A 22,887-nucleotide genomic window follows, 5' to 3' on the forward strand; every position below is an offset into this window, starting at 1 on the left:
GGCTAGGAACTTGCGACCGGAAAGGAATTACAAATTGTGAAATCTAAATGCGAATTGTGAATCGTCAATTATTGCGCTGAAAAAAACCTGTTAGGTTTGAATCTCTTCAAACAAGAAAACAAGGGAAGTAAATATTTTTAAGATTTTTCATTTTTCATGTCACGGAAATCAGTGAAATTGGCTCATTAATTAAATTAGTTTAATCAATTATTAAAATTTGTTTATTATTTTCCATAAATTTATAATACTTATTAAATATTTATTAAAATTTAACCTAGATCAAGATTATGGTGAAAATTTTACTATAAATTTGCTTTAGAAATAAGAAAGGAACCTTATTCAAATCATCAACAAATTAAAACAATACAACAATGAGCACACTTAAATTAAAAGACGGAACTGAAATTTATTACAAAGATTGGGGAACAGGACAACCTATCGTATTTCATCACGGATGGCCTTTATCTGCTGACGATTGGGATGCTCAGATGATATTCTTCGTTCAGCAGGGATATAGAGTAATTGCTCACGACAGAAGAGGTCACGGACGTTCCAGCCAGACAACGAGCGGACATGAAATGGAAACCTATGCAGCAGACGTAGCGGAACTTACTGAATTTTTAGATTTAAAAGACGCGATCCACGTAGGACATTCTACAGGTGGTGGTGAAGTAATCCGTTATGTAAATAAATACGGTAAAAACAGAGTTGCGAAAGCTGTTTTAATAAGCGCTGTTCCGCCTGTAATGGTGAAAAGTGAAACCAATCCCGATGGTGTGCCTATTGAAATCTTCAACGATATCAGAAACCAGACGATGAATAACAGACAACAGTTTTATATTGATCTTACTTTCCCTTTTTACGGTTACAACAGAGAAGGTGCTGAAATAAAAGAAGGTGTACAGAGAAACTGGTGGAGACAAGGGATGATGGGAAGTATTCTTGCTCATTATGAGTGTGTAAAAGCATTTTCAGAAACTGATTTTATAGAAGATTTGAAAGCTGTGGATGTTCCTGTTTTGGTGCTTCATGGAGAAGATGACCAGATAGTTCCTTACCAAAACGCAGCATTGAAATCAGCTAAGTTGTTGAAAAACGGTAAGTTGATCACTTATCCGGGTTTCCCCCACGGAATGCCGACAACTCATGCAGATGTTATCAATAAAGATCTTTTGGAATTTTTTAAATCATAATTTTTCCTACGCATATTAAAGAAAGACTACAATCGGAATTTTCGGTTGTAGTTTTTGTTTATATAAGTTATTCATTTGTTTCGCGTGCATTTTGTCATGCTGAAAGTATGTAAGCAACGTTTGAAGTATAACTGTCGAGATGCTTTCAGTATGACAATTTTGTGAAAAATTGAATTATCGACTTCCACCCTAGCCCCGATTGTAACGACATCCTTTTGGGTTGCGGCCGGAGCAAAGCGGAGGCCGTAACCCAAAAGATACAGAGGAAAGCGGGAAATAGCTACAAATAAAAAGGTTAAAATTAATAACTTTTAAAACCTCCGTCATCCAACTTCCCTCTTCCATCCAAAAAATTACTTTCAACTCTCAGTTTTTTTCCGTAATTTTGCAAACTATTATTCCTAAAAATGTTTGGGAAAATAGCCAAGACAGATATTGATAACAAATAATAAAAAGCAAAACAATGCCAAAATTAAAAACGAAATCAGGTGCTAAAAAGCGTTTTGCTCTTACTGGTTCTGGTAAGATCAAAAGAAAAAATGCTTACAAAAGCCACATCTTAACTAAAAAAGAAACTAAGCAGAAGAGAAATCTTACTACTACTTCTTATGTAGCTAAAGTGGACGAAAAAAGTGTTCAACGTCAATTAGCAATTAAGTAGTTTTTATAAATCTATATTCGGTTTATAAGAATTCAAAACAAATTCAAAATTTTAACCCTGAAATGGAGCAGCTAAGTACAATGAAACAGTTTGTCGCACATTTCAAAAAAACAATTTAAATTATGCCAAGATCAGTAAATGCCGTAGCTTCAAGAGCTCGCAGAAAGAAAATTTTTAAGCAAGCTAAAGGTTTTTTCGGTAGAAGAAAGAACGTTTGGACTGTAGCTAAAAACGCGGTAGAAAAAGCAATGCAATATGCTTACCGTGGTAGAAAAGAGAAGAAAAGAAACTTCAGAGCACTTTGGATCACTCGTATCAACGCGGGAACCAGAGAGCACGGAATGTCTTACTCTCAGTTTATGGGAGCTCTTAAAAAGAACAACATCGAACTAAACAGAAAAGTTTTAGCAGATTTAGCAATGAATCACCCTGAAGCTTTCAAAGCTGTTGTAGATCAAGTAAAATAATAAATGTAGAATTTTTGTTATCAATATAAATCCTGAGTTTTTTGCTCAGGATTTTTTTATTATATACATTTGCTAATAATTATTGATTATATAAAATTTTCTTTAAAAGTGAAAAAATTAACTACTCTTCTACTCTTTTCATTAGCAACTTATGGCTTTCAGGCTCAAAGCTTTATTCAGGCTTACCAAAACAGAGCCAATATGGTTTCTCAGACCAATATCACGACCATATTGCAGGAATTTGAAATTCTTGGCGTGAAAACCACCGGTTCTGCCGCTAATACCAATGCACTAAACTGGTTGAAGGCAAAATATCAGTCTTACGGATATACAGCAGGTCAGATCACGGAAGATCCTTTTACTTTTGGAGGTAATATAAGCTCTAAAAATCTGGTGATAACGAAAACAGGAACCGTTTATCCTAATACTTACGTCATCATCTGCGGACATTATGATACAATAAATGGCCCCGGTGTAAGTGACAATGGAAGCGGAACTTCAATTATTCTGGAAGCAGCGAGAATTTTAAAAGATATCCCAACAGAATATTCGATTAAATTCATTCATTTTTCAGGAGAAGAACAAGGTTTACAGGGAAGCGCGCATTATGCGGATAATGTTGTTTTTCAAAATAATGTTCGTCTGTTGAATGTGAAGCTGGTCATTAATATCGATCAGGTTGGCGGTAAAATCGGGAATACCAATAATGCGATCAAGTGTGAAAGTGACCAAGCCGGATTATCGGGAAATAATGCTCAGTCTCTGACATTTACACAACAACTGGCAACTTGCACGACACTTTATTCTCCGCTTCAGACGGTGATGTCTAACGCTTACTCGTCCGATTACGTCCCTTTCGAGCAAAATGGTGATATCATTACCGGTTTTTATGAAAATGTAAGAAGCTATAATGAACACACATCGAATGATACTTTTGCAAACGTAGATCCGACTTATGTATTTAACGTTGGTAAAGCTGCAGTTGGAGCATTACAGCATTTTGCCGTTGCCACAAGTGTTTTAGGAACCAATGAAACGGTTGCAAATACTTTGGAATCCGTAAGAGTTTATCCTAATCCGGCCAAAGATATTCTAAATGTTGAACTTCCAAAGGATATTAAAAACTTCAGTTTGGAGATCACAGACCTTAACGGACGTTTAGTTTTAAACAAAGAAAATGAAACAAAAATTAATGTTTCAGGATTAACTAACGGCGCTTATCTATGCACAATTAAAGCCAATGATAAAACTGCCGTAAGGAAAATTATTATAGGAAAATAAATTTAAAATTTTAAATATTGAAATCCTGAGCAATACTCAGGATTTTTTTTATATTTGCAGATTACAAAAATTTAACAAAAAGCAACACAAATGAAAAAACTCACAACATTATTACTGTTTTCTTTGTCAACATTGAGCCTAAATGCACAGAATTTTATTCAAGCTTATCAGACAAGGGCTAATATGGTGACCCAATCCAACATCACGACCAACTTACAGCAGTTTGAAAATTTAGGAGTGAAAACGACCGGTTCCGTAGCAAATAACAATGCTTTCAACTGGCTTAAAGACAAGTATCTGGCGTTTGGATATTCTGCCAGTCAGATTACTGAAGATCCTTTCACTTACAACAACAAAAGTTCTAAAAATTTAATTATAACAAAAACAGGAACCGTTTATCCTAATAAATTTGTCATTATCTGCGGGCATTTCGATACTATCAACGGTCCCGGAGTGAATGATAACGGTAGCGGAACTTCGATTATTCTGGAAGCTGCAAGGATTTTAAAAAATGTTCCAACGGAATATTCGATTAAATTCATTCATTTTTCCGGTGAAGAACAAGGACTGCTCGGTAGTGCTCATTATGTAGACAATGTGGTTTATCAGAACAACGTAAAACAGCTGGATATCAAATTGGTTTTCAATCTTGATCAGGTTGGCGGAGTAATGGGAAATAATAACAATACGATTTATTGTGATGAAGATCAGGACGGTTTGTCCAGCAACAATGCGGCTTCAGCAGTGATTACACAAGAGTTGAGAAATTGTACGCAGCTATATTCACCGCTTCTTACTGATGTCGATCCGGCGGAAGACACAGATTATATTTCTTTTGAAGAAAAAGGTGAAGTGATTACGGGGTTTTTTGAGAAAATCAGAAGTTATTACCCTCACACAGCCAATGATACTTTTGCCAATACAGATCCGGTCTATATTTTCAATGTTGGAAAGGCTGCTGTTGGGGCTTTGCAACACTTTGCCGTGGCATCGAGTTCTATTTTAGCTACTGAAGAAGCCAATGTAAATGCTTTGGAATCGGTGAAAATCTATCCAAATCCGGCAAAAGATTTCCTGAATATTGAACTACCAAGGGATATCAAGGATTTCAATTTTGAGGTTACGGATTTGTTGGGACGCGTCTTAATAAAAGATAAGAATAATACGCATATCAACGTTGAAGGTCTTGCTAAAGGAGCTTATATCGGTAAATTGACATCGAAAGATCATGTTGCGGTAAGAAAAATTTTAATAAAATAATTTAAGTTTAAAATAATTGAGGTTTCGGCGGGCAAAGCCCGCCGAAACTATTTCAAATGATGCTCAACAAGCTTTTCGATCACGAGACATCAAAACTTCTTCAATATTTTCTAAGGTCATATTTTTAGATTTAAGCAAAATTAAAAAATGAAAAAGCAGGTCTGCCGCTTCATTTTTAAACAGATCATTGTTATTATCTTTCGCTTCAATGACCAGTTCTACAGCTTCCTCTCCTACTTTTTGAGCGATTTTATTAATGCCTTTTTGATATAAAGAATAGGTGTATGAATTTTCGGTTTCCTCATCAATTCTTTGGGAAATTTTTTCCTCCAGTTCGTATAAAAATCCTTTACAATTTTTTTCTCCAAAACAACTGAAACTTCCCGTATGACAAACCACATTTTTAGGATTGACTTTAATTAAAAGTGTATCCTGGTCACAATCAATAGTCATGCTTTTTACAGTTAAAAAATTTCCTGACTCTTCACCTTTCGTCCAGAGTCTGTTTTTAGAGCGACTGAAAAAAGTGACTCTCCCTTCTTTTTTTGTTTTTTCAAAAGCTTCTTCATTCATATAACCAAGCATTAATACCTGTAATGAATTGTTATCCTGTATGATAACCGGAATAAGTCCGTTACTTTTATCAAAATTAATTTTCATCTTATTGCCAAATTTTTAGATTTTAATTCTCTTTTTAAGTCCAGAATTTTAATTTCTCCAAAATGAAAAATACTTGCTGCCAAAGCTCCGGTTGCCTTTGTCTCATTAAAAATATTTTCAAAATCTCCTGTATTTCCGGCACCTCCGGAAGCAATGACGGGAATATTCACATTTTCAGAAATTGATTTTGTAATTCTTATATCGAAACCTTTTTTTGTACCGTCGCCATCCATGGAAGTCAAAAGCAACTCTCCTGCTCCCAATTCTTCAGCTTTTTTCGCCCATTCCAGGGTATTCAATTCGGTCTTTTCCCTACCTCCTTTTATATAAACCCAATCAGAATTATTACTGAATTTTGTATCAATTGCAACAACAATGCATTGATTTCCAAACTCTTTTGCCAGCTGAGAAATCAAATTAGGATTCTTAACAGCAGACGAATTGATACTTATTTTATCGGCCCCGGCTTGTAATAATTTTCTGACATCTTCAACTGTAGAAATTCCACCTCCGACAGTGAAAGGAATGCTGAGTTCTTTAGCAATGTTTTTCACCAATTCAACGAAAGTTTTTCGCTTTTCAATGGTAGCCGTGATGTCAAGAAATATCAGTTCATCCGCACCATCTGATTCATACTGTTTTGCCAAATCTATTGGATTTCCGGCATTTCGCAACCCTTTAAAATTGATTCCTTTTACCGTTGTTCCGTCTTTGATATCCAAACACGGGATGATTCTTTTTTTAAGCATTTGTAATAAATTTTTGAATTTCTTTCAGGTTGATTCTTCCTTCATAAATTGCCTTCCCGATAATCGTTCCGGAACATCCGATTTCTTTCATCCGATACACATCTTCCATCTTAGAAATCCCGCCACTGGCTGTTAATTTAACTGATGTTTGATTTAAAATATCTTTATACAGATCAATGGAAGGACCTTCCAACATCCCGTCTTTTGAAATATCGGTACAGATTACATTTTTTACACCTTTTTTATGATATTGAAGAATAAAATCAATTACATCTTCATTGCTTTCTTCCAGCCAGCCTGAAGTTTTTATTTTTCTATCATAACAGTCAGCTCCTAGAATAATTTTCTCTGAACCATATTTTTCAATTAAATCAAAACAAAACTCAGGATCTTGAACGGCAATACTTCCGATGGTGATTTGTCGTGCCCCGGAATTAAAAGCAATTTCAATATCCTGTAAACTTTTCAGGCCACCACCAAAATCAACTTGTAAAGATGTTTCTCTTGCAATATTTTCCAATACTTTTTGATTAACAATGTTCCTGGATTTTGCACCGTCCAGATCAACCAGATGTAGAAACTGAATTCCAAAGCTTTCAAATTCTTTTGCAACCTCTACAGGGTTTTGATTGTAAATTTTCTTTGTATGATAATCACCTTTTGTCAGACGTACACATTTTCCGTCAATAATGTCAATAGCAGGAATAATTTTCACATTTACAATTTTAAAAAGTTTTTTAATAATTCATTACCTATCCTTCCCGATTTTTCGGGGTGAAACTGCATTGCAAAGAAATTATCCTTTTGCAAAGACGCGCTGAATGGCAAAATATAATCACAGACAGAAGTCGTATATTCAGACAATTCACAATAAAAACTATGAACAAAATACACATCTGATTTCTCCTCAACACCGGAAAAAACTGAAGATTTAAAGCCTGAAATAGTATTCCACCCCATATGCGGAACTAAATTTTCACGTGGAAATTTTTTAATATTAATATCAAAAATTCCCATCCCTGTTGTATTTCCTTCTTCATTGTTTTTACACATCAACTGCATTCCGAGACAGATTCCCAAAACCGGTTGTGTGAGTGTAGGAATTAAATCATTCAAACCTTTTTTATTTAAATTTTTCATTGTAGAAGATGCCTCTCCAACTCCGGGAAATATAACCTTATCAGCTTTTTGAACGATCTCAAAATCGTCGGTGATAACAGATTCTGTTTGCAATCTGTCTAAGGCATTTTGCACGGAATTTACATTTCCGCCGTTGTATTTTATAATAGCAATCATCTTATAAACGTCCTTTAGTTGAGGGTAAATTGAAATTTTGATCAGTCTGTTTTACTGCCATTTTTATGGTCTTTGCAAAAGCTTTAAAAACGGATTCGATTTTGTGGTGCTCATTCTTTCCTTCAGCTTTAATATTTACATTACATTTGGCCGAATCGGTGAAAGATTTAAAGAAGTGATAAAACATTTCCGTTGGTACGTCACCTATTTTTTCACGATTAAAATCAACATTCCAAACCAGCCACGGTCTTCCGCCAAAATCAACGGCAACCTGCGACAGACAATCATCCATTGGAAGCAGAAAGCCATATCTTTCAATTCCTTTTTTACTTCCCAAAGCTTTTAAAATAGCCTCACCTAAAACAATTCCGGTATCTTCAATGGTATGATGTTCATCAACCTGAAGATCTCCTTTTACTTTAATTTTTAAATCTAAATTTCCGTGTTTCGAAATCTGTTCAAGCATATGGTCGAAAAAATGTAAACCTGTTGAAATTTCAGAATTTCCGTTTCCATCGAGATTTATTTCAATTTCAACTTCTGTTTCATTGGTTTTTCTTACAATTTTTGATTTTCTCGGAATTTGCTTTAAATAAGAATAAATTTCACTCCAGTCTTGAGTCGTTAAATCAGCATTTTCATTATGAATATTATTAATGAAAATCGCTTTTGTACCTAAATTTTTTGCTAATTGAATATCTGTACTTCTATCACCAATCACAAAAGAATTTTCAAGATCATAATTCCCATAAATATATTTTCCCAACATGCCTGTTCCTGGTTTTCTTGTGGGTAATTTCTCATGTTCAAAACTTCTGTCAATTAATATTTCGCTGAAAAAAATCCCTTCATTTTCAAAGGCTTCCAACATTTTTTCGTGTGGTTTTATAAAGTCTTCAAAAGGAAAACTTTCTGTTCCCAAACCATCCTGATTGGTGACCATTACCAATTCAAAATCAAGCTCTTTGGCTATTTTTGAAAGATTCTGAAAGACTCCAGGATAGAACTCTAATTTTTCTAAAGAATCGACCTGAAAATTTGTTGTGGGTTCAATGATTAATGTTCCGTCACGATCTATAAACAGTACTTTTTTCATGATTCCATCTCTTTTAAAACTGTAACCAACTGAATATTTTCCTCTCTATTTCCCACATTAATTCTAATACAATCTGGAATTTGGGGCGTTCTTTTGCTTGTCAGAATTTCTTTTTCCAATAATTTCTGATAAACTTTTTCGACATTTTTAAATTCAATTAAAAAGAAATTAGCATCACTCGGATATACTTTATTGATGTATTTTATTTTTTGTAATTCATTTTTTAGCCAAGATTTTTCTATTAAAGTATTTTCTAAATTTTGATTTAAAATTTCTTGATTATCAATGTTTTTTAATAGTAAATCTAAACTTAAAGAATTTACATTGTAAGGAGCTTTTACAGTATTAATGAGTTTAATAATTTCTTTTGACGCATAAGCAACCCCAACTCTTGCCCCTGCCATTCCCCAAGCTTTGGAAAAAGTCTGAAGGACGATGAGATTAGGATATTTTTCCAACAATTTGATACTGGATTTTCTTCCGGAGAATTCAATATAAGCTTCGTCAATAACAATAATTCCATTAAAATTTTTCACGTAAAACTCAATATCATCTACACTGTTTCCTGTTGGATTATTTGGTGAACATAAAAAGAAAATTTTTAACTGACCTTGCTTTATTGTCTTTAAAAATTCATCTTTTATCATTTCAAAATTTTCATTTAAATCCAATTTTATTACTCTGTTTTCATTAACTGAAGCATAAAAACCGTACATCGCAAAAGATGGATTCATCATCAGAATAGAGTCTTTCTTAGGTTCACAAAACACCTTGATAATCAGATCTATTAATTCATCACTTCCATTTCCAACTGCAATTTGATCAGGTGAAATATTTTTTAATTCTGATAATTTTTGCTTAATTTTTTTCTGCGTAGAATCCGGGTAACGATTAAATTCTCCAAACGGACTTTCATTGGCATCCAGCAAAACCGGTTTTTCAAATTCATTATGGTCTCTGAAACTGATATAAGGCTGCAATTCTAATATATTTTTTCTTACTAATTGATTGATATTAAATTCTTTCATTTTTCTTGTTTTAATCGGATGGATACGGCATTTTTGTGAGCGAATAAACCTTCTGCTTCTGCCATGATTTCTATTGTTTTTCCTAAATTTTGAAGACCTTTTTCAGACAGATGTTGGAACGTAATTTTTTTTACAAAACTATCTAGAGAAACGCCACTGTAATTCTTTGCAAATCCGTTGGTTGGAAGGGTATGATTAGTTCCACTAGCGTAATCTCCTGCACTTTCACAGGAATAATTTCCTAAAAAAACAGATCCTGCATTCTGAATTTCAGGAATATATTTTTCAAAATTTTCTATGGCTAAAATCAAATGTTCAGGTGCATATAAATTGCTGAATTCCAGAGCTTCATCTATTGAATTCAAAAGGAGGAAATGGCTGTTTTTTAATGACTGCCGAGCAAAATCATTCCGCGGAAGTTCTTTAATCTGTTTTTCCGTTTCTTTGATGGTTTCATTAAAAATTTTCACATCTGTTGAAATGAAAATTACCTGGCTGTCATTTCCATGTTCGGCCTGTGAAAGAAGATCTGCTGCACAGAACTCAGGAATAGCCTGTTCATCGGCAATTACTAATACTTCGCTTGGTCCTGCAGGCATATCGATAGCAACATTGTACGTTTGCGCATATTCTTTTGCTGCGACAACATATTGATTACCAGGGCCGAAAATTTTATAGACGTTTGGAATATTTTCAGTTCCCAATGTCATGGCTGCAATGGCCTGAGCCCCACCAACTTTAAATATTTTTGAGACGCCACAAAGCTGAGCGGTGTACAAAATCGCAGGATTTATATTTCCATTTTTATCGGATGGAGAACATAATATAATTTCTTTACAACCAGCCAGTTGAGCAGGAATTGCAAGCATTAAAACCGTTGAAAATAAAGGAGCCGTACCTCCAGGAATATAGATCCCGACTTTTTCTATAGCCCGGTTTTCTCTCCAGCATATTACATTGTCTGATGTTTCAATTTTCTTAATATCAGTGATTTGCGATGTGTGAAATTGTGTAATATTTTCTTTTGCCTGATGAATGGCATTCTTCAATTCTCTACTGAGAAGTTGTTCTGCATTTTCTATTTCTTCCTTAGAAACGCGAATATTTTTAACTTCAGCTCCATCAAATTTTTTGTTGAATTCAAGTAAAGCTTGTTCGCCTTTTTTTTCAACCTGATTAAAAATATCAACAATAATTTCCGAAAGCTTTTCTCTTTTTAATATGGGTCTTTTGATGAGTTCAGACCATTCATTTTTCTGAGGATATTTACTGATCTGCATTTCAAATAACCATTTTATCGATCGGAATTATTAAAATATCTTGTGCGCCTTTGTCTTTGAGCTCGTCGATGACTTCCCAAAATCGTTCTTCATCAATTACGGAATGGATACTGCTCCAACCCTCTTCTGCCAAAGGAATTACGGTGGGACTTTTCAAAACGGGAAGAACATCGGATACTTCCTGAATCTTATTGTCAGGAACGTTCATGAGAATATATTTGGAATTTTTTGCTTTTAAAACTGCTTTAATTCTGAACAGAAATTTATCCAGAATAAGTTCTTTTTCTTTGAATAATTTTGAGCTTTTAGCTAAAACAGCTTCAGATTTTAAAAGTGTAACGGTTTCTTTTAAGCCATTTTTAAACAAAGTACTTCCCGAGCTTACAATGTCACAGATTCCATCTGCAAGGCCGATATTGGGAGCTATTTCTACTGAACCGGAAATCACATGGATATCTGCTGAAATTTGATTGTTCTGTAGAAAATTTTTAAGGGTATTAGGATAAGATGTAGCAATTTTTTTACCCTGAAAATACGCCAGACTATCAGTTTCAACATCCTTTGGGATAGCGAGAGAAACCCGGCAATTTGAGAATCCAAGCTTTTGAATGATTTTAATATCTTTCTGTTTTTCAACTAAAATATTTTCACCGACAATCGCGATATCTACTACTCCGTCTTCCAGATATTGAGGAATATCTGAATTTCTTAAATACATAATTTCCATCGGAAAATTATCTACCGAAACTTTCAGCTGATCTTTTCCATTATTAATAAAAATTCCGCAGTCTTTGAGGAGCTGGAGAGATTCTTCGTAAAGTCGTCCGCTTTTTTGTATTGCAATTTTTAATTTACTCATTTTATTTTGATTGAGTCTGAGCAAGTAAAAACAGCATTATGTTGAAAAATTTTCCGGATAAATCTTAGAAACAAAAAAACCGTCTATTGCTCAGACGGTTTTTATTATTTTGATTTTTAACATAGTCATATATCAACAATTCCGTCTAGCAGAGATGATGATAATAATGATGTACTGTTAAAAAATTCGGTTTCATTGTTGAAATTTTGTGGTACAAATGTAGGACTTATTTTTAAACTTCCAAGAAATTTACGAAATAATTTTTCTGTAAAGATTCATCAATTCGTTGGCAATGGGTTCATCATTAAACTTTTGAACAAAGTCAAAACCCTTATCAGCACGGCGTTTTCTCTCGGACTCATTATTCCATAAAAATTGTATTTTCGATTGAATATCCAAATAATTTTGAGGATCAACGTAAACCGAATCCGGACCTCCTGCTTCCGGAAGACAACTTGTGTTGCTTGTAATGGTCACTGTTTTTGAAAATAATGCTTCAATAACCGGGATTCCGAAGCCTTCAAAAAAGCTCGGATACACGAAAATATCAGCCAATTTATAAATCACAGCAAGTTCATCCATTGAAACGCCTTCCAAAAAATGAATCTGTTTTTCCAATTTATTTTTCTGAATAAAATTCGCTATTTTCTGGAAATACTTTGTTTTTTTTCCGACGACTACTAATGGAATCTGAGTGTCTTTTAGTGCTTTGACCAGATTTAAAAGATTCTTGCGTTCTTCAATCGTTCCTACGTTTAAAATATACCTTTCGGGAAGGTTAAATTTTTTTATAATCTGCTCAATAAATTCTTCTGACTGCTGTTCTTTAAAGGCTTTATGACATCCCTGATAAATGACTTCAATCTTACTTTCCGGAACTTTTAAAAACTGAATAATATCCCGTTTCGTCTGTTCTGAAATGGCGATGATTTTATCAGCAGAATTTGCCGCTTTTTTGAATTTCCAAAGGTGAATTTTTCTGTCAAAAAAAGAATAATACTGAGGATATCTTACAAAGATCAGATCATGAATCGTAACAATTTTTTTGATCGGTTTTTTATCCCATTTTAAAGGCAATTCACCGGATAAGCCATGAAAAATATCTGCATTTTGTTTTTGCGCATCTTTTCCCATTTTGAATTGCCGGGACATTGTTCCTTTGGAAGTTTCAACAAACTGAACATTGGTATTTTCTAAAATATCAGCTCCTCTTTCCGACTTGTTTTTATTTAACAGAATATAATCATTTTCAGGAAAATATTTCGCCAGAATTCGCACAAGGTCTCTAGAATAATTGCCTAAACCCGATGTATTGTGAAAAAAACGTTTGGCATCGAAAGCTATTTTCATGACTCAATCTGTTTTTGAAATTCCTGAAATGTTCCGAATGAATAATTTTCGCTTTTTAACCAGGAAACAAATTCATCAAATCGATTAATCATATCTTTTCCTGTATTTTTTACTGTAAATCCAGGTAATTTAAATGTTTCATCTTTAATTTCAGCAAACTCCCAGGGATGAAAGTAAATATTTAAGTAGTTATCTTTTTTTAATGTATCTGAAGCCAGTTTTTTATAGAAAGATAAAGGGAAATTATGAAAACTCAGCCAAAATAAAGGTATTCTGAAATTTGGAGAAACCGAAGCCGGAATCTGCGTGACTTTTCCTTCTTTAAAATACGTTCTAGAAATTTTTAAGTTATTGTATCTTCCCGGAAGAAACGTCGGATTGATCGATGAATTGTAAGAATATCCAGCATTTTCTACCGCATTTTTGCTTACGGGCATCATTCTCGGCATTCGCAATCCTGTTACTTTTGTAGAAAATAATTCTTCTAATCGGTCTTTGGATTCCTTCAGATGCTTTTCTTCAAAATCGGAATGAAACCATGTGTGAGAAGCCAGTTCATGCCCCTCATTTAATAGTCTTCCGATAAGATTTTTGCTGTTTTCCGCAAAAACTACCGTTGAAAAAAAAGTTGCTTTTACGCTATGTTTTTTAAGAATATCTAAAATTCTTTCGAGACCCGTCTGTGAGAGTGAAATTTGCTTTTCAAAAGGAATTTCTCCCTTGTATTCTAATGGCATATCAAATTCCTCGATGTCAAAACTTAATAAAACCATTTTAAAAATTTTTGTTTTTTATGATATAATTAGGTCTTTCTTTCACCTGTTTAAAGATTTTACCTAAATAAATTCCCATGATTCCCATAATAATTAATTGTAACCCGCCAAAGAATACAATGGTCATGATCAATGATGCCCAACCTGAAATTTCGGTTTCCACGACGAATGAATAAATTACGTATCCAACGTATCCGACAACAGAAAGTGCCGAAAAAAGAAAACCGAGATAAGCCGCAATATAAAGTGGTTTCACACTAAAAGCCGTGATTCCGGTAAAGGCAAAAGTTACCATTTTTTTGAGATTGTAACTGCTTTCCCCTGCGATTCTTTCGTTTGCGGTAAATTCAATTCCGGTTTGTCTGAAGCCCATCCAGCTTGTGAGTCCTCTTAAAAAAAGATCGTCTTCCGTGAAGCTGCGCATGACTTCAACAGCATTTGCATCTAACAGTCTGAAATCTGATCCGCCTCCTTTTGTAAGATCAACATCTGAAAGGCTTGAAAGCATTTTATAGAAAAAATCTGAGGTTTTTCGCTTAAAATAAGAAATCTGTTTCGGATAAGTCCGGATTGTATAAACAACATCATATCCTTCTTCCCATTTTTTTATCATGTGGGGAATCAGTTCCGGCGGATGCTGCAGATCTCCGTCCATAGAGATTACCGCGTTTCCGTGAGCATGGTCAAGACCAGCTTTTACGGCAGGCTGATGTCCGAAATTTCTTGAAAATTCAATGAATTTTACTTCGTCATATTGTGCTGAAAGTTCTTCCAGTTTTTGCTGGGTACTGTCGCGGCTGCCGTCGTTAACGAAAATAATTTCAAAATCATAATCGTGTAATCCTGAAAAAACTTCTTTAATTTTTTCATGAACCAAAGCAACGTTCCCTTCTTCGTTGTGGGCAGGAATGACGATTGAAATTTTTTTCATATTTACTTATTCAGGCTGTAATTTTTTTCAAAATCTTTGGTTAAAAGTTCATAAGTTACCCTCAACCAAACCACAATGCAAGGTACAGCTTTTAAAGAATATTTTTTGATATAATTCTCTTTTACAAACTTCGGAAATAAATCTGAAGTCGAAAAACATGTGAAAATAATTACAAAAATGAGCAAACCAATGACGAATGGGGTTCTTTCTTTCTGAAGGAAAAACCAAACCAGAACTCCCACAACAGCAATGATATACGTCGGAGATTCTGAGCTTGAACTGAACAATACCAAAAACAATAGCGATGAAGCTAAAATCATTAATTGAAAAGCATAATGCTGATATTGTTTAATTCTGATATAAGGCAAAGCAAAAAACGGTAAGCCAAACGCTAAAAATACCAGATTGGAAATCGAAGCATCACCTAAAATTCTTCTGAAAAAGCCCATCAATGAAATGTCCTGCATATTTCCCAACACCTGATTTTCATTGTTTTTTTCAACGATTGACTGGAACCAGTCGGAGTAACACTGAATCACAAATTTCGGACTGGAATAAGCCATCGGAAGGACGAAAAATAATACAGCGATAATTAATCCTGATAGAATAAATTTAGCCTTATTTTTAATAAAGAAGAATTGAGTAAGACCTACAATTCCATAGATTTTTACGAAAACGCCCACTAAAATTGCTGTAACCGATTTTACTTCTTTTCTTTCGTAAATGTAAACTGCGGACAGCAATAAAAGCCCTGTAAGAGCTACATTGAACTGTAAGCTTAAAGCCGCGGTAATGTATTCCTGCAAACAGAGAATTCCGAAAATCGCTTTTTTTGAATCGGAAAACGGAAGCTTGTAAATTCCGTACACGAAGATGAATGTATTGGCCAGATTCCATAATGAAATCCCCAACCAATCGGGCATCACAGCAAACGGAGCTATCAGTGCACTGAAAAAAACGCCGTAATGATTTAGATCAAAAAAAAGATCTGGATAGTGAATGAATAAATTTTTCTGATTGACGGTATTAAAAAATACACTTTTGAAAATCAGATAATTATTAATGGCATAATCTCCCCTGAAATATTTGGAAATCGCCGTGACCACTGATATAATAAGATAAACCCCAAATATATATTTAGGGTTTAATAGTATTTTAAGGAATTTTTCTTTCAAGATTGTGAGGTTTTAGTTTAAAATAGTAATCTTAAACAGCAACATTATTTTCTCTCAACGCATCATTTAAAGACGTTTTCTTGTCTGTAGATTCTTTTCTCTGACCGATGATCAAAGCACATGGAACCTGATATTCTCCCGCAGGATATTGTTTTGTATAACTTCCAGGAATTACCACAGAACGCGCAGGAACTCTTCCTTTGATCTCGATGGGTTCAGGACCGGTAACATCAATGATTTTCGTTGAAGCCGTCAACACAACATTAGCTCCCAAAACTGCCTCTTTTTCAACGTGAACACCTTCTACAACGATACATCTTGACCCGATAAAACAATCATCTTCAATGATTACAGGAGCGGCCTGAAGCGGTTCCAAAACACCACCGATTCCAACTCCACCGCTCAGGTGAACGTTTTTACCGATCTGTGCACAGCTTCCAACCGTAGCCCAGGTATCAACCATTGTTCCTGAATCTACATATGCCCCGATATTTACATAAGAAGGCATCATAATCACTCCTGAAGCCACAAAAGAACCTTCTCGCGCGATCGCATGAGGTACAACTCTCACTCCTTTTTCAGCATAATTTCTCTTCAAAGGAATTTTGTCATGAAATTCAAACGGACCTACCTCGATAGTTTCCATTTTCTGAATCGGGAAATACATTACTACAGCTTTTTTCACCCATTCATTTACCTGCCATCCGTTTTCTGTAGGCTCAGCAACACGAAGTTCCCCGGAATCCAATAAAGAAATAACTTCTCTGATTGCTTTCTGGCTGTCTTCATTTTGCAAAAGATCTCTATTATCCCAAATGTTTTCAATTGTTTGTTGTAACGACATGTTTCTAGTTTAAAATTATTCGCGAAGATACAAAAGTTTTAGTTTAAGGTTTAGGATAAGATTAATTTTAAGTTAGAAAATCTGGTTGAAATTAGCGACTTATTTGTCATTCCGAATGAAACACAGTGACGTGAAGAATCTATTTTGCTGTAATTGAGATTCTTTTTTTAATAAGAGTTAAAATTTATTTACAAAACCCTTTGCGCGTGCAAATATGCTTTATTCCAGTATTTTTCGTTTAAAGAAGAAATAATTACGCCTTTTGATGTAGATGCGTGAATAAATTTCACTTCGCCGTCATTTCCGATATCATGAACGATTCCGACGTGTGAAACCCTGCTTCCGCCCGCGGTTGCAAAGAATAAAAGATCGCCGGGTTTTACCTCTTTAATATCAATTTTTTCTCCAGCTTCAGCCTGATCAGAGGATCTTCGGGGTAATTTGAAATCATTTTCCTCGAAAACTTTTACCGTGAAACCGGAACAATCGAATCCTGAAGATGTATTGCCCCCGAATTTATAAGGTGTCCCAATATATTTTTCGGCATCCTTTAAAATTTCGTTGATTGATTTTGAAACCGTTCCATCAAATTTTGAGTCCAGATTTCGAAGATTCTCAGATTTTGTAATGGTCTTAGTATTTGTATTTTTCTTTGTAGCAACACTTTTTGAGCTTCCGCATGAAATAATAAGTGAAGATGCAATCAGCAAAACAGACAACTGTTTCATACTATAGGGTTTTCCAAATATTTCCGTTTTCATATCCTCCTGATTTTTAATAGAATACTAATGTAGTACAAATATATACATTTATATTTTAATTATACTTAAACTATACTAGAACTATATTATAAAATTATGTTAAAATATTATATTCAATTAATAATCATTATATTTGACTTTTATTAAACACAAATAAAATATGGCAACTTACGAGAGCTTAATTAAAATAAAAGGTGCTGTTGGCGACCTTGTTTTTTATGAACTGAACGGTAAAAATGTTGTTCGGAAGAAAAGCGGGTTCAATAAAACAGCCTTTAAAAAAAGTCCGACTTATGAAAAAGTAAGACAAAACAGCTCGGAATTCGGTCATTGTTCCAAAGTCGGGAAAATGATACGACAGGCTCTTGTTCCATATATTAAAAAAGCCGGAGATCCTCTGCTCTATCAGAAATTTGCAAAGGTTATGACGGAGATTAAAGATTTGGATACTGTTTCGGAAAGAGGAAAAAGAACAGTGAAAAACGGTTTGTCAACGGAAAAAGGAAAAGAAATTCTGAAAAATTTTCAGTTTGGGAATTATTCTCATATAGGGAATGAGGCTTCTATTTCTTCGGATTTATGGGAGGTAAAATTAAATTTAAATAAAGAAATCCAAGCAGATGAAGTTTCACTGGTGATGCTGAAAATTGATTTTGATAATTATTTAACCGAAAGTTTTGAAGATAAAAAAGCATGGAATAAAGAAGAAATCTCGTTTCAAAAGCATTATTCCGATGATGACTTTGTGCTGTATTTTATAGCTATATATAATGAGAAAAAGATTGTGAGAATGGGATTTTTGTAGGTAGGAGGCGTGAAGATGGAGGCTGGAGGTTCATTTTGGACTTCATTAAACTTCCTGCTTCAAGCTTCCCTCTTCCAGCCTTTTAAAACAAAAAAAAGCCATCCATAAGGACAGCTTTTTATATTTCGTAAAAATCTTATTTATTTAGAATTTTTTTCACCTTTCCATGTTCCTGCTATTGCGGGTGTGGGAACTGAATTTGTCCAGCCTCCGCTTCCTGTTTTCTCTCTTGTTAAAGATCCTTTAAATTCTCCGTCTGCCGGTGAACCAATAGAAGCAGCAAGATCTCCGGATTCAGTCAGATGTCCTGAAATATAATAATTTTCGTTGGTCTGATCAGAATGCATTGTTCCTGTTACTTTTCCGTCGGTTGCCACTACAATGTTCCAGTCACCTTTATCGCTTCCTTCATAAGTTCCGGACCACGTTCCGATGAAATCGTAGATTGTATCTTCATCTTTACTGCATCCGATGAATAAAAAAGCAGTTAATAAAAGTAAAAAAAGTTTCTTCATATTATTTCAAATAGTTATTATTCGTTTTAAAAACCTTACAAAAAGACAAAAATTAGTTTAATATACAAAATTCAAAAACGTTAAAATTAGTTAAATTTATAAAAATTTATAAATCAGTAATTTTCATTATCGGTTCATACATACAATTTTGTCTGTTATTCTTTATAATTTTTATACTATTTAATTTTGCACAATAAAATTTTTAACAAATGGAATTAGTAAGCAAAATAATTTATTGGGCAAGTTATGCCTATTATTTATATGTATTTGGATATGCATCATTATTTAAAGTTTTTCAGAAAGAATCTATGATGAAGAGTATGCAGTCGCTGGGCTTTAATAAAACATGGACGATGCTGATCGGTGCAGGAGAACTGATTGGTGTTATATTGATTGTGATAGGATTATTCAAACCACAATTTAGAAACCTGGGTGTTCTTTTTTTATTTCCTTTTGCCATAGGAGCGTTTACTACACATATGGCTCACGGAGAGTATAATCACTACTATAACTCTTTAATAATGTGTATACTTTCTGTCGTTTTATTGTTTTTAGATAATAAATTTAAAATAATTATTCAATAATTTTTATTGTAATTTTTAACCTAAATCGCGGCTAATGTGCTGCGGTTTTATGTTTTTATCATATCTCGATTCTCCCCATTCGTCCATAGATTTGATGATTTCATTAAGGGAATGGCCAAGTTCTGTAAGCTCATACTCTACTTTTCGGGGATACTGCTGGTAAATGATTTTGTTAATTAATCCGTTATTTTCCAATTCTTTAAGACTTTTGATGAGCATCCTTTCAGAAATTCCCTCAAGTTTATTTTTGAGCTCACCAAATCTCAGTTTCTGATCTTTCAGAAGATAGGCTAAAATATTGATCTTCCATCTGCCGCCAATCATTGCAAGCGTATATGAAATACCACAAAAGTTGTTCAGATACGTAAGATTGATATTGTTCGTAGAGTTTTCCTTTCTTGTTTCCATATGAAATAATTTCAATGCTTAGATTAATGGAGAGTGAGTATGACAAAATTATGTAATTAAGCCTCGGAAACAAAATAATATGGAAAAAGCTATTATTTATGCAAATAAAAAAGAGTCACAAACTGAAAATTTGCAACTCTCTGATTATCAAGTGGAGAATACGGGATTCGAACCCGTGACCTTTTGACTGCCAGTCAAACGCGCTAGCCAACTGCGCCAATCCCCCTTTTTTGAAGCCGTACAAAAGTAAGTATTTAAAATATATGTACAAACATTTTGTTAAATTTTCTTTAATGAGAATAATAACTGGCTATATTATGAATACTCTTTTATCATTTTTTGATTAAAAAGCAATTTAAAAATATCAAAACCTCGACTCAATCAAGTCAAGGTTTGAAATAGTATAAAATTTTAAAATTAATTGGTGGCGATAGCATAAATGGCATTTTCAGACCATGAGCCTCCTACACCGCTCAGTTGAGCGCCTGCCACAGTACCGCTGGCCTGGGTAGCTCCTACAATATATCGATATGTTTTTGTGGTTCCCGAAGTATTATTAATTTGAATGGTGCCTGTTGCGACATTATATTTTTGTCCTCCGGTATACGGACCAACGACCTGAAAACTCATCAATGTAGGTCTTATCACATCTGGAGACTGTACCCCAACATCGCCTATCGTTGTTAAATTCTGCTCAGAAAAAGTACTTCTTACAAACATCCAGTCGTTGGCTCCGAGAGTTCCACTGGGTATTAATAATAAAGATATGGTGAGCATCCATTTTCCCGGCGGTAAGGTTATGGAAGATCCTGTATATGACATGGTAGAAGTTTGAGCAAAAGGAAGATTATAGCCCCCTCCTAATGTACCTGTGACTACGTTGGATGCTGCTCTTTGCCATGTTGCAGTTCCTAAGTTATCGTTGGAGGTTAATACCATTCCCGATGCTTGTCCGGCATTTACCCCTTCAAACCTTAAAGTTCCGATAGAATGGAGCGTATGCTGTGGTGCAGAAGTTCCGATACCTACTCTTCCGGCATCAGTTACGGTAACAATTTCAGTATTACCGGAATTGTTGATTCTCATAGCTTTCGTTGCCCCGGTGTTGCCTTTGCTTAATACATCTAACGAGGCTTGCGGATTACTTGTATTAATGCCTATCTGTGCAGTAGATTGAAAAAATCCGCATACAATCAGGGCTAAAGTCATAGGTGATAAAAAATTTGTTTTCATTGTAATATTTAATTTAGGTAATCAAAGGTAAGCAATAAATGAGAGATTGAATTATCAGGTTAATGAAACTTATAATTGATATAATCTAATGATAATTAATACTTTAACACATGAATTAAATCATTGTAGTGAGATTAATCAAAACAAAAACGCATGCTAAAAATTAATTAACATGCGCTTTTCCGATTTACTTTTTATTTTGAAATTATTTCCAACCGCCGCCCAGAGCCTGATACAGCTCTACTGCAGCTTTCATTTTACTGTATTGTGCATTGGCGATATTCAATTCTGCGTTTAATGAATTTACGCTGGCATTCAAAACTTCAAGATAGTTGGCCATACCGTAATTTACCAATTCCTGAGAATAATCTACGGAATTTTTGTAGTTCATCAACTCTTTCTGTTTCAGGTCGATATACTGATCCTGAACCGAGAAAACCCTGATCGCATCCGAAACTTCTTTTCCGGCTGTAAGCACCGTTTTTCTGAAGTTCAGGTAAGCCGTTTCCTGATTGGCCAGACTTACTTCATAGTTTGTTTTAATCGTTCTTCGGTTTAAAATCGGCTGAGCCAACCCACCTACAACACTTGCAAACAATGAATTTACACTGAACAAATGATCAATATCCATCGACTGAAGTCCACCGCTTCCCGTAATTCTTAATGTAGGATAAAACTGTGCTTTTGCAGCGTTTGTCAGTTCAAAAGCATTCATTAAATTGTATTCCGCTCTCATCACATCCGGTCTGTTGGCAAGCAATTGAGCAGGATATCCTAATTTTAAATCGCTCGGAACATTTTGTGATTCCAATGTAGATCTTTCAATCGAATGAGATGGCTCTCCCATCAAAAGACTCATCGTATTTTCCAATAACTGGATTTGAGTGTCTATGTCAATTAACAAAGATTTTGCATTGTAAACAAGCGCTTCACTCTGCTGAACGGCCACTTCCGTTAATGTTCCTGCAGTTTTTAACGCTTTTGTTGTTTCTAAATTTTGTTCACGAACTTTAATCGTTTCCGTGATAATTTTCTTCTGTTCGTCGAAAGTCAATAATTGATAATAAGCAGAAGCAATCGATGCAACAAGATCACTTTTTACCGCTTTATGAGCTGCTACAGTTCCCAAATATGTTGCCAGCTGAGCTTTTTCCTGAGCTTTCAGTTTTCCCCAGATATCAGCTTCGAAAGCAACACTGGCCGTGATGTCAAGCTGGTTGATATAACGTCTCTGTCCGAACAATTGTCCGGTCTGCGTATTCAAAGACTGGGTCTGGAAAGTGTAGCCGGGACCTACCGTCACTGTTGGTTCGTAGGCTGCTTTACTTTGTTTTAAATAAGCTTCCGCAGAAGTAATGCTTTGCAAGGCAATTCTTATATCTAAATTATTTTCCAAAGCCTTCGAAATATGCCCCTGAAGTATAGGATCTGTGAAGATCTCCTTCCAGGAAACATTGGCAATATTGGTACTGTCGGAAGGCAGCATATCTGTACGGAACAGCTTTTCGTCTACAACATTATTCGGTCTTTGGTATTCTTTTCGCGCCATACAAGATGATACGAGTGCAAGAATTGCGACTGAAAAAGTTATTCCTTTTATGATGTTTAATAAACTCTTCATTATTTAAAAGTTTAAAGTTTTATGTTTAAGGTTCTGAGTTTTTGGTTTAATTAACTT

The 22,887-nt window shown here is 34.5% G+C and carries 25 protein-coding genes and 1 tRNA gene; 7 read left to right on the forward strand and 19 right to left on the reverse strand.

Features of this window, described 5'->3' with window-relative positions; genetic code table 11:
* The first annotated feature begins 371 nt into the window (after positions 1-371).
* The 5 genes from BMX24_RS06680 (at position 372) to BMX24_RS06700 (ending at position 4,862) form a co-directional block, all read left to right on the forward strand.
* Complete coding sequence (locus BMX24_RS06680) at positions 372-1,193, forward strand: alpha/beta fold hydrolase (RefSeq protein ID WP_089791265.1); 822 nt, start codon at positions 372-374, stop codon at positions 1,191-1,193.
* 463 nt (positions 1,194-1,656) lie between these two features.
* Positions 1,657-1,854, forward strand: coding sequence for a 50S ribosomal protein L35 (gene rpmI / locus BMX24_RS06685; protein ID WP_002979658.1), 198 nt, complete (start codon positions 1,657-1,659; stop codon positions 1,852-1,854).
* 122 nt (positions 1,855-1,976) lie between these two features.
* Positions 1,977-2,321, forward strand: coding sequence for a 50S ribosomal protein L20 (gene rplT, locus BMX24_RS06690; protein ID WP_034694451.1), 345 nt, complete (start codon positions 1,977-1,979; stop codon positions 2,319-2,321).
* Positions 2,322-2,429: 108 nt separating this feature from the next.
* Positions 2,430-3,602, forward strand: coding sequence for a M28 family peptidase (locus tag BMX24_RS06695; RefSeq protein ID WP_089792796.1), 1,173 nt, complete (start codon positions 2,430-2,432; stop codon positions 3,600-3,602).
* Positions 3,603-3,692: 90 nt separating this feature from the next.
* The gene (locus BMX24_RS06700; RefSeq protein WP_089791266.1) at positions 3,693-4,862 is read left to right on the forward strand and encodes a M28 family peptidase; all 1,170 of its coding nucleotides are present in this window, start codon (positions 3,693-3,695) and stop codon (positions 4,860-4,862) included.
* Positions 4,863-4,925: 63 nt separating this feature from the next.
* Here BMX24_RS06700 and hisIE read toward each other — a convergent pair whose 3' ends face one another.
* The 14 genes from hisIE to BMX24_RS06770 form a co-directional block, all read right to left on the reverse strand.
* A complete protein-coding gene (gene hisIE / locus BMX24_RS06705; RefSeq protein WP_089791267.1) occupies positions 4,926-5,522 on the reverse strand; it encodes a bifunctional phosphoribosyl-AMP cyclohydrolase/phosphoribosyl-ATP diphosphatase HisIE in 597 nt (198 codons plus the stop codon).
* Complete coding sequence (hisF, locus tag BMX24_RS06710) at positions 5,519-6,271, reverse strand: imidazole glycerol phosphate synthase subunit HisF (protein WP_089791268.1); 753 nt, start codon at positions 6,269-6,271, stop codon at positions 5,519-5,521. Before hisF ends, hisIE begins: the two co-directional genes overlap by 4 nt.
* On the reverse strand, positions 6,264-6,986 hold the full coding sequence (gene hisA / locus BMX24_RS06715; protein WP_089791269.1) for a 1-(5-phosphoribosyl)-5-[(5-phosphoribosylamino)methylideneamino]imidazole-4-carboxamide isomerase: 723 nt from the start codon (positions 6,984-6,986) through the stop codon (positions 6,264-6,266). Before hisA ends, hisF begins: the two co-directional genes overlap by 8 nt.
* A gap of 2 nt (positions 6,987-6,988) precedes the next feature.
* Positions 6,989-7,567, reverse strand: a complete 579-nt coding sequence (gene hisH / locus BMX24_RS06720) for an imidazole glycerol phosphate synthase subunit HisH (protein ID WP_089791270.1) — start codon at positions 7,565-7,567, stop codon at positions 6,989-6,991.
* Between the two features lies 1 nt (position 7,568).
* Positions 7,569-8,663 carry a bifunctional histidinol-phosphatase/imidazoleglycerol-phosphate dehydratase HisB gene (gene hisB / locus BMX24_RS06725; RefSeq protein WP_089791271.1) on the reverse strand — a complete coding sequence of 365 codons (1,095 nt, stop codon included), beginning with the start codon at positions 8,661-8,663 and terminating at the stop codon, positions 7,569-7,571.
* Positions 8,660-9,691: a histidinol-phosphate transaminase gene (gene hisC / locus BMX24_RS06730; RefSeq protein WP_089791272.1), complete on the reverse strand. Its 1,032-nt coding sequence runs from the start codon at positions 9,689-9,691 to the stop codon at positions 8,660-8,662. The genes hisB and hisC overlap by 4 nt, the downstream gene beginning before the upstream one ends.
* A complete protein-coding gene (gene hisD / locus BMX24_RS06735; protein WP_089791273.1) occupies positions 9,688-10,971 on the reverse strand; it encodes a histidinol dehydrogenase in 1,284 nt (427 codons plus the stop codon). The genes hisC and hisD overlap by 4 nt, the downstream gene beginning before the upstream one ends.
* 1 nt (position 10,972) lies before the next feature.
* Complete coding sequence (gene hisG, locus BMX24_RS06740) at positions 10,973-11,830, reverse strand: ATP phosphoribosyltransferase (RefSeq protein ID WP_089791274.1); 858 nt, start codon at positions 11,828-11,830, stop codon at positions 10,973-10,975.
* A 249-nt stretch (positions 11,831-12,079) separates the two neighbouring features.
* Positions 12,080-13,180 (reverse strand): glycosyltransferase family 4 protein, encoded by a 1,101-nt coding sequence (locus BMX24_RS06745; protein WP_089791275.1) that lies wholly within the window; start codon positions 13,178-13,180, stop codon positions 12,080-12,082.
* A complete protein-coding gene (locus tag BMX24_RS06750; protein WP_089791276.1) occupies positions 13,177-13,953 on the reverse strand; it encodes a polysaccharide deacetylase family protein in 777 nt (258 codons plus the stop codon). The genes BMX24_RS06745 and BMX24_RS06750 overlap by 4 nt, the downstream gene beginning before the upstream one ends.
* 1 nt (position 13,954) lies before the next feature.
* Positions 13,955-14,884 carry a glycosyltransferase family 2 protein gene (locus tag BMX24_RS06755; RefSeq protein WP_089791277.1) on the reverse strand — a complete coding sequence of 310 codons (930 nt, stop codon included), beginning with the start codon at positions 14,882-14,884 and terminating at the stop codon, positions 13,955-13,957.
* A 2-nt stretch (positions 14,885-14,886) separates the two neighbouring features.
* Complete coding sequence (locus tag BMX24_RS06760; protein ID WP_089791278.1) at positions 14,887-16,059, reverse strand: glycosyltransferase family 87 protein; 1,173 nt, start codon at positions 16,057-16,059, stop codon at positions 14,887-14,889.
* A 31-nt stretch (positions 16,060-16,090) separates the two neighbouring features.
* Complete coding sequence (locus BMX24_RS06765; protein WP_089791279.1) at positions 16,091-16,903, reverse strand: 2,3,4,5-tetrahydropyridine-2,6-dicarboxylate N-succinyltransferase; 813 nt, start codon at positions 16,901-16,903, stop codon at positions 16,091-16,093.
* Positions 16,904-17,091: 188 nt separating this feature from the next.
* On the reverse strand, positions 17,092-17,631 hold the full coding sequence (locus tag BMX24_RS06770) for a C40 family peptidase (RefSeq protein WP_089792798.1): 540 nt from the start codon (positions 17,629-17,631) through the stop codon (positions 17,092-17,094).
* Between the two features lie 193 nt (positions 17,632-17,824).
* Between BMX24_RS06770 and BMX24_RS06775 the strand changes: the two genes are divergently transcribed.
* Positions 17,825-18,469 carry a hypothetical protein gene (locus tag BMX24_RS06775; protein WP_089791280.1) on the forward strand — a complete coding sequence of 215 codons (645 nt, stop codon included), beginning with the start codon at positions 17,825-17,827 and terminating at the stop codon, positions 18,467-18,469.
* Between the two features lie 140 nt (positions 18,470-18,609).
* On the opposite strand, the gene BMX24_RS06780 is transcribed toward BMX24_RS06775, so the two are convergent.
* Positions 18,610-18,984, reverse strand: coding sequence for a hypothetical protein (locus tag BMX24_RS06780; RefSeq protein ID WP_089791281.1), 375 nt, complete (start codon positions 18,982-18,984; stop codon positions 18,610-18,612).
* A gap of 209 nt (positions 18,985-19,193) precedes the next feature.
* Between BMX24_RS06780 and BMX24_RS06785 the strand changes: the two genes are divergently transcribed.
* Complete coding sequence (locus tag BMX24_RS06785) at positions 19,194-19,568, forward strand: DoxX family protein (RefSeq protein ID WP_089791282.1); 375 nt, start codon at positions 19,194-19,196, stop codon at positions 19,566-19,568.
* Positions 19,569-19,583: 15 nt separating this feature from the next.
* Here the strand turns inward: BMX24_RS06785 and BMX24_RS06790 are convergent, their stop codons facing one another.
* The 4 genes from BMX24_RS06790 to BMX24_RS06805 all read right to left on the reverse strand — a co-directional run bounded on the left by BMX24_RS06790 (position 19,584) and on the right by BMX24_RS06805 (position 22,830).
* The gene (locus tag BMX24_RS06790; RefSeq protein WP_089791283.1) at positions 19,584-19,976 is read right to left on the reverse strand and encodes a winged helix-turn-helix transcriptional regulator; all 393 of its coding nucleotides are present in this window, start codon (positions 19,974-19,976) and stop codon (positions 19,584-19,586) included.
* 152 nt (positions 19,977-20,128) lie between these two features.
* A tRNA-Ala gene (locus BMX24_RS06795) sits at positions 20,129-20,202 on the reverse strand.
* A gap of 191 nt (positions 20,203-20,393) precedes the next feature.
* On the reverse strand, positions 20,394-21,209 hold the full coding sequence (locus tag BMX24_RS06800; protein WP_089791284.1) for a hypothetical protein: 816 nt from the start codon (positions 21,207-21,209) through the stop codon (positions 20,394-20,396).
* Between the two features lie 205 nt (positions 21,210-21,414).
* Positions 21,415-22,830 carry an efflux transporter outer membrane subunit gene (locus tag BMX24_RS06805; RefSeq protein ID WP_089791285.1) on the reverse strand — a complete coding sequence of 472 codons (1,416 nt, stop codon included), beginning with the start codon at positions 22,828-22,830 and terminating at the stop codon, positions 21,415-21,417.
* Between the last annotated feature and the right edge of the window lie 57 nt (positions 22,831-22,887).

Source organism: Chryseobacterium wanjuense (assembly GCF_900111495.1).
Taxonomy (GTDB): Bacteria; Bacteroidota; Bacteroidia; order Flavobacteriales; family Weeksellaceae; genus Chryseobacterium; species Chryseobacterium wanjuense.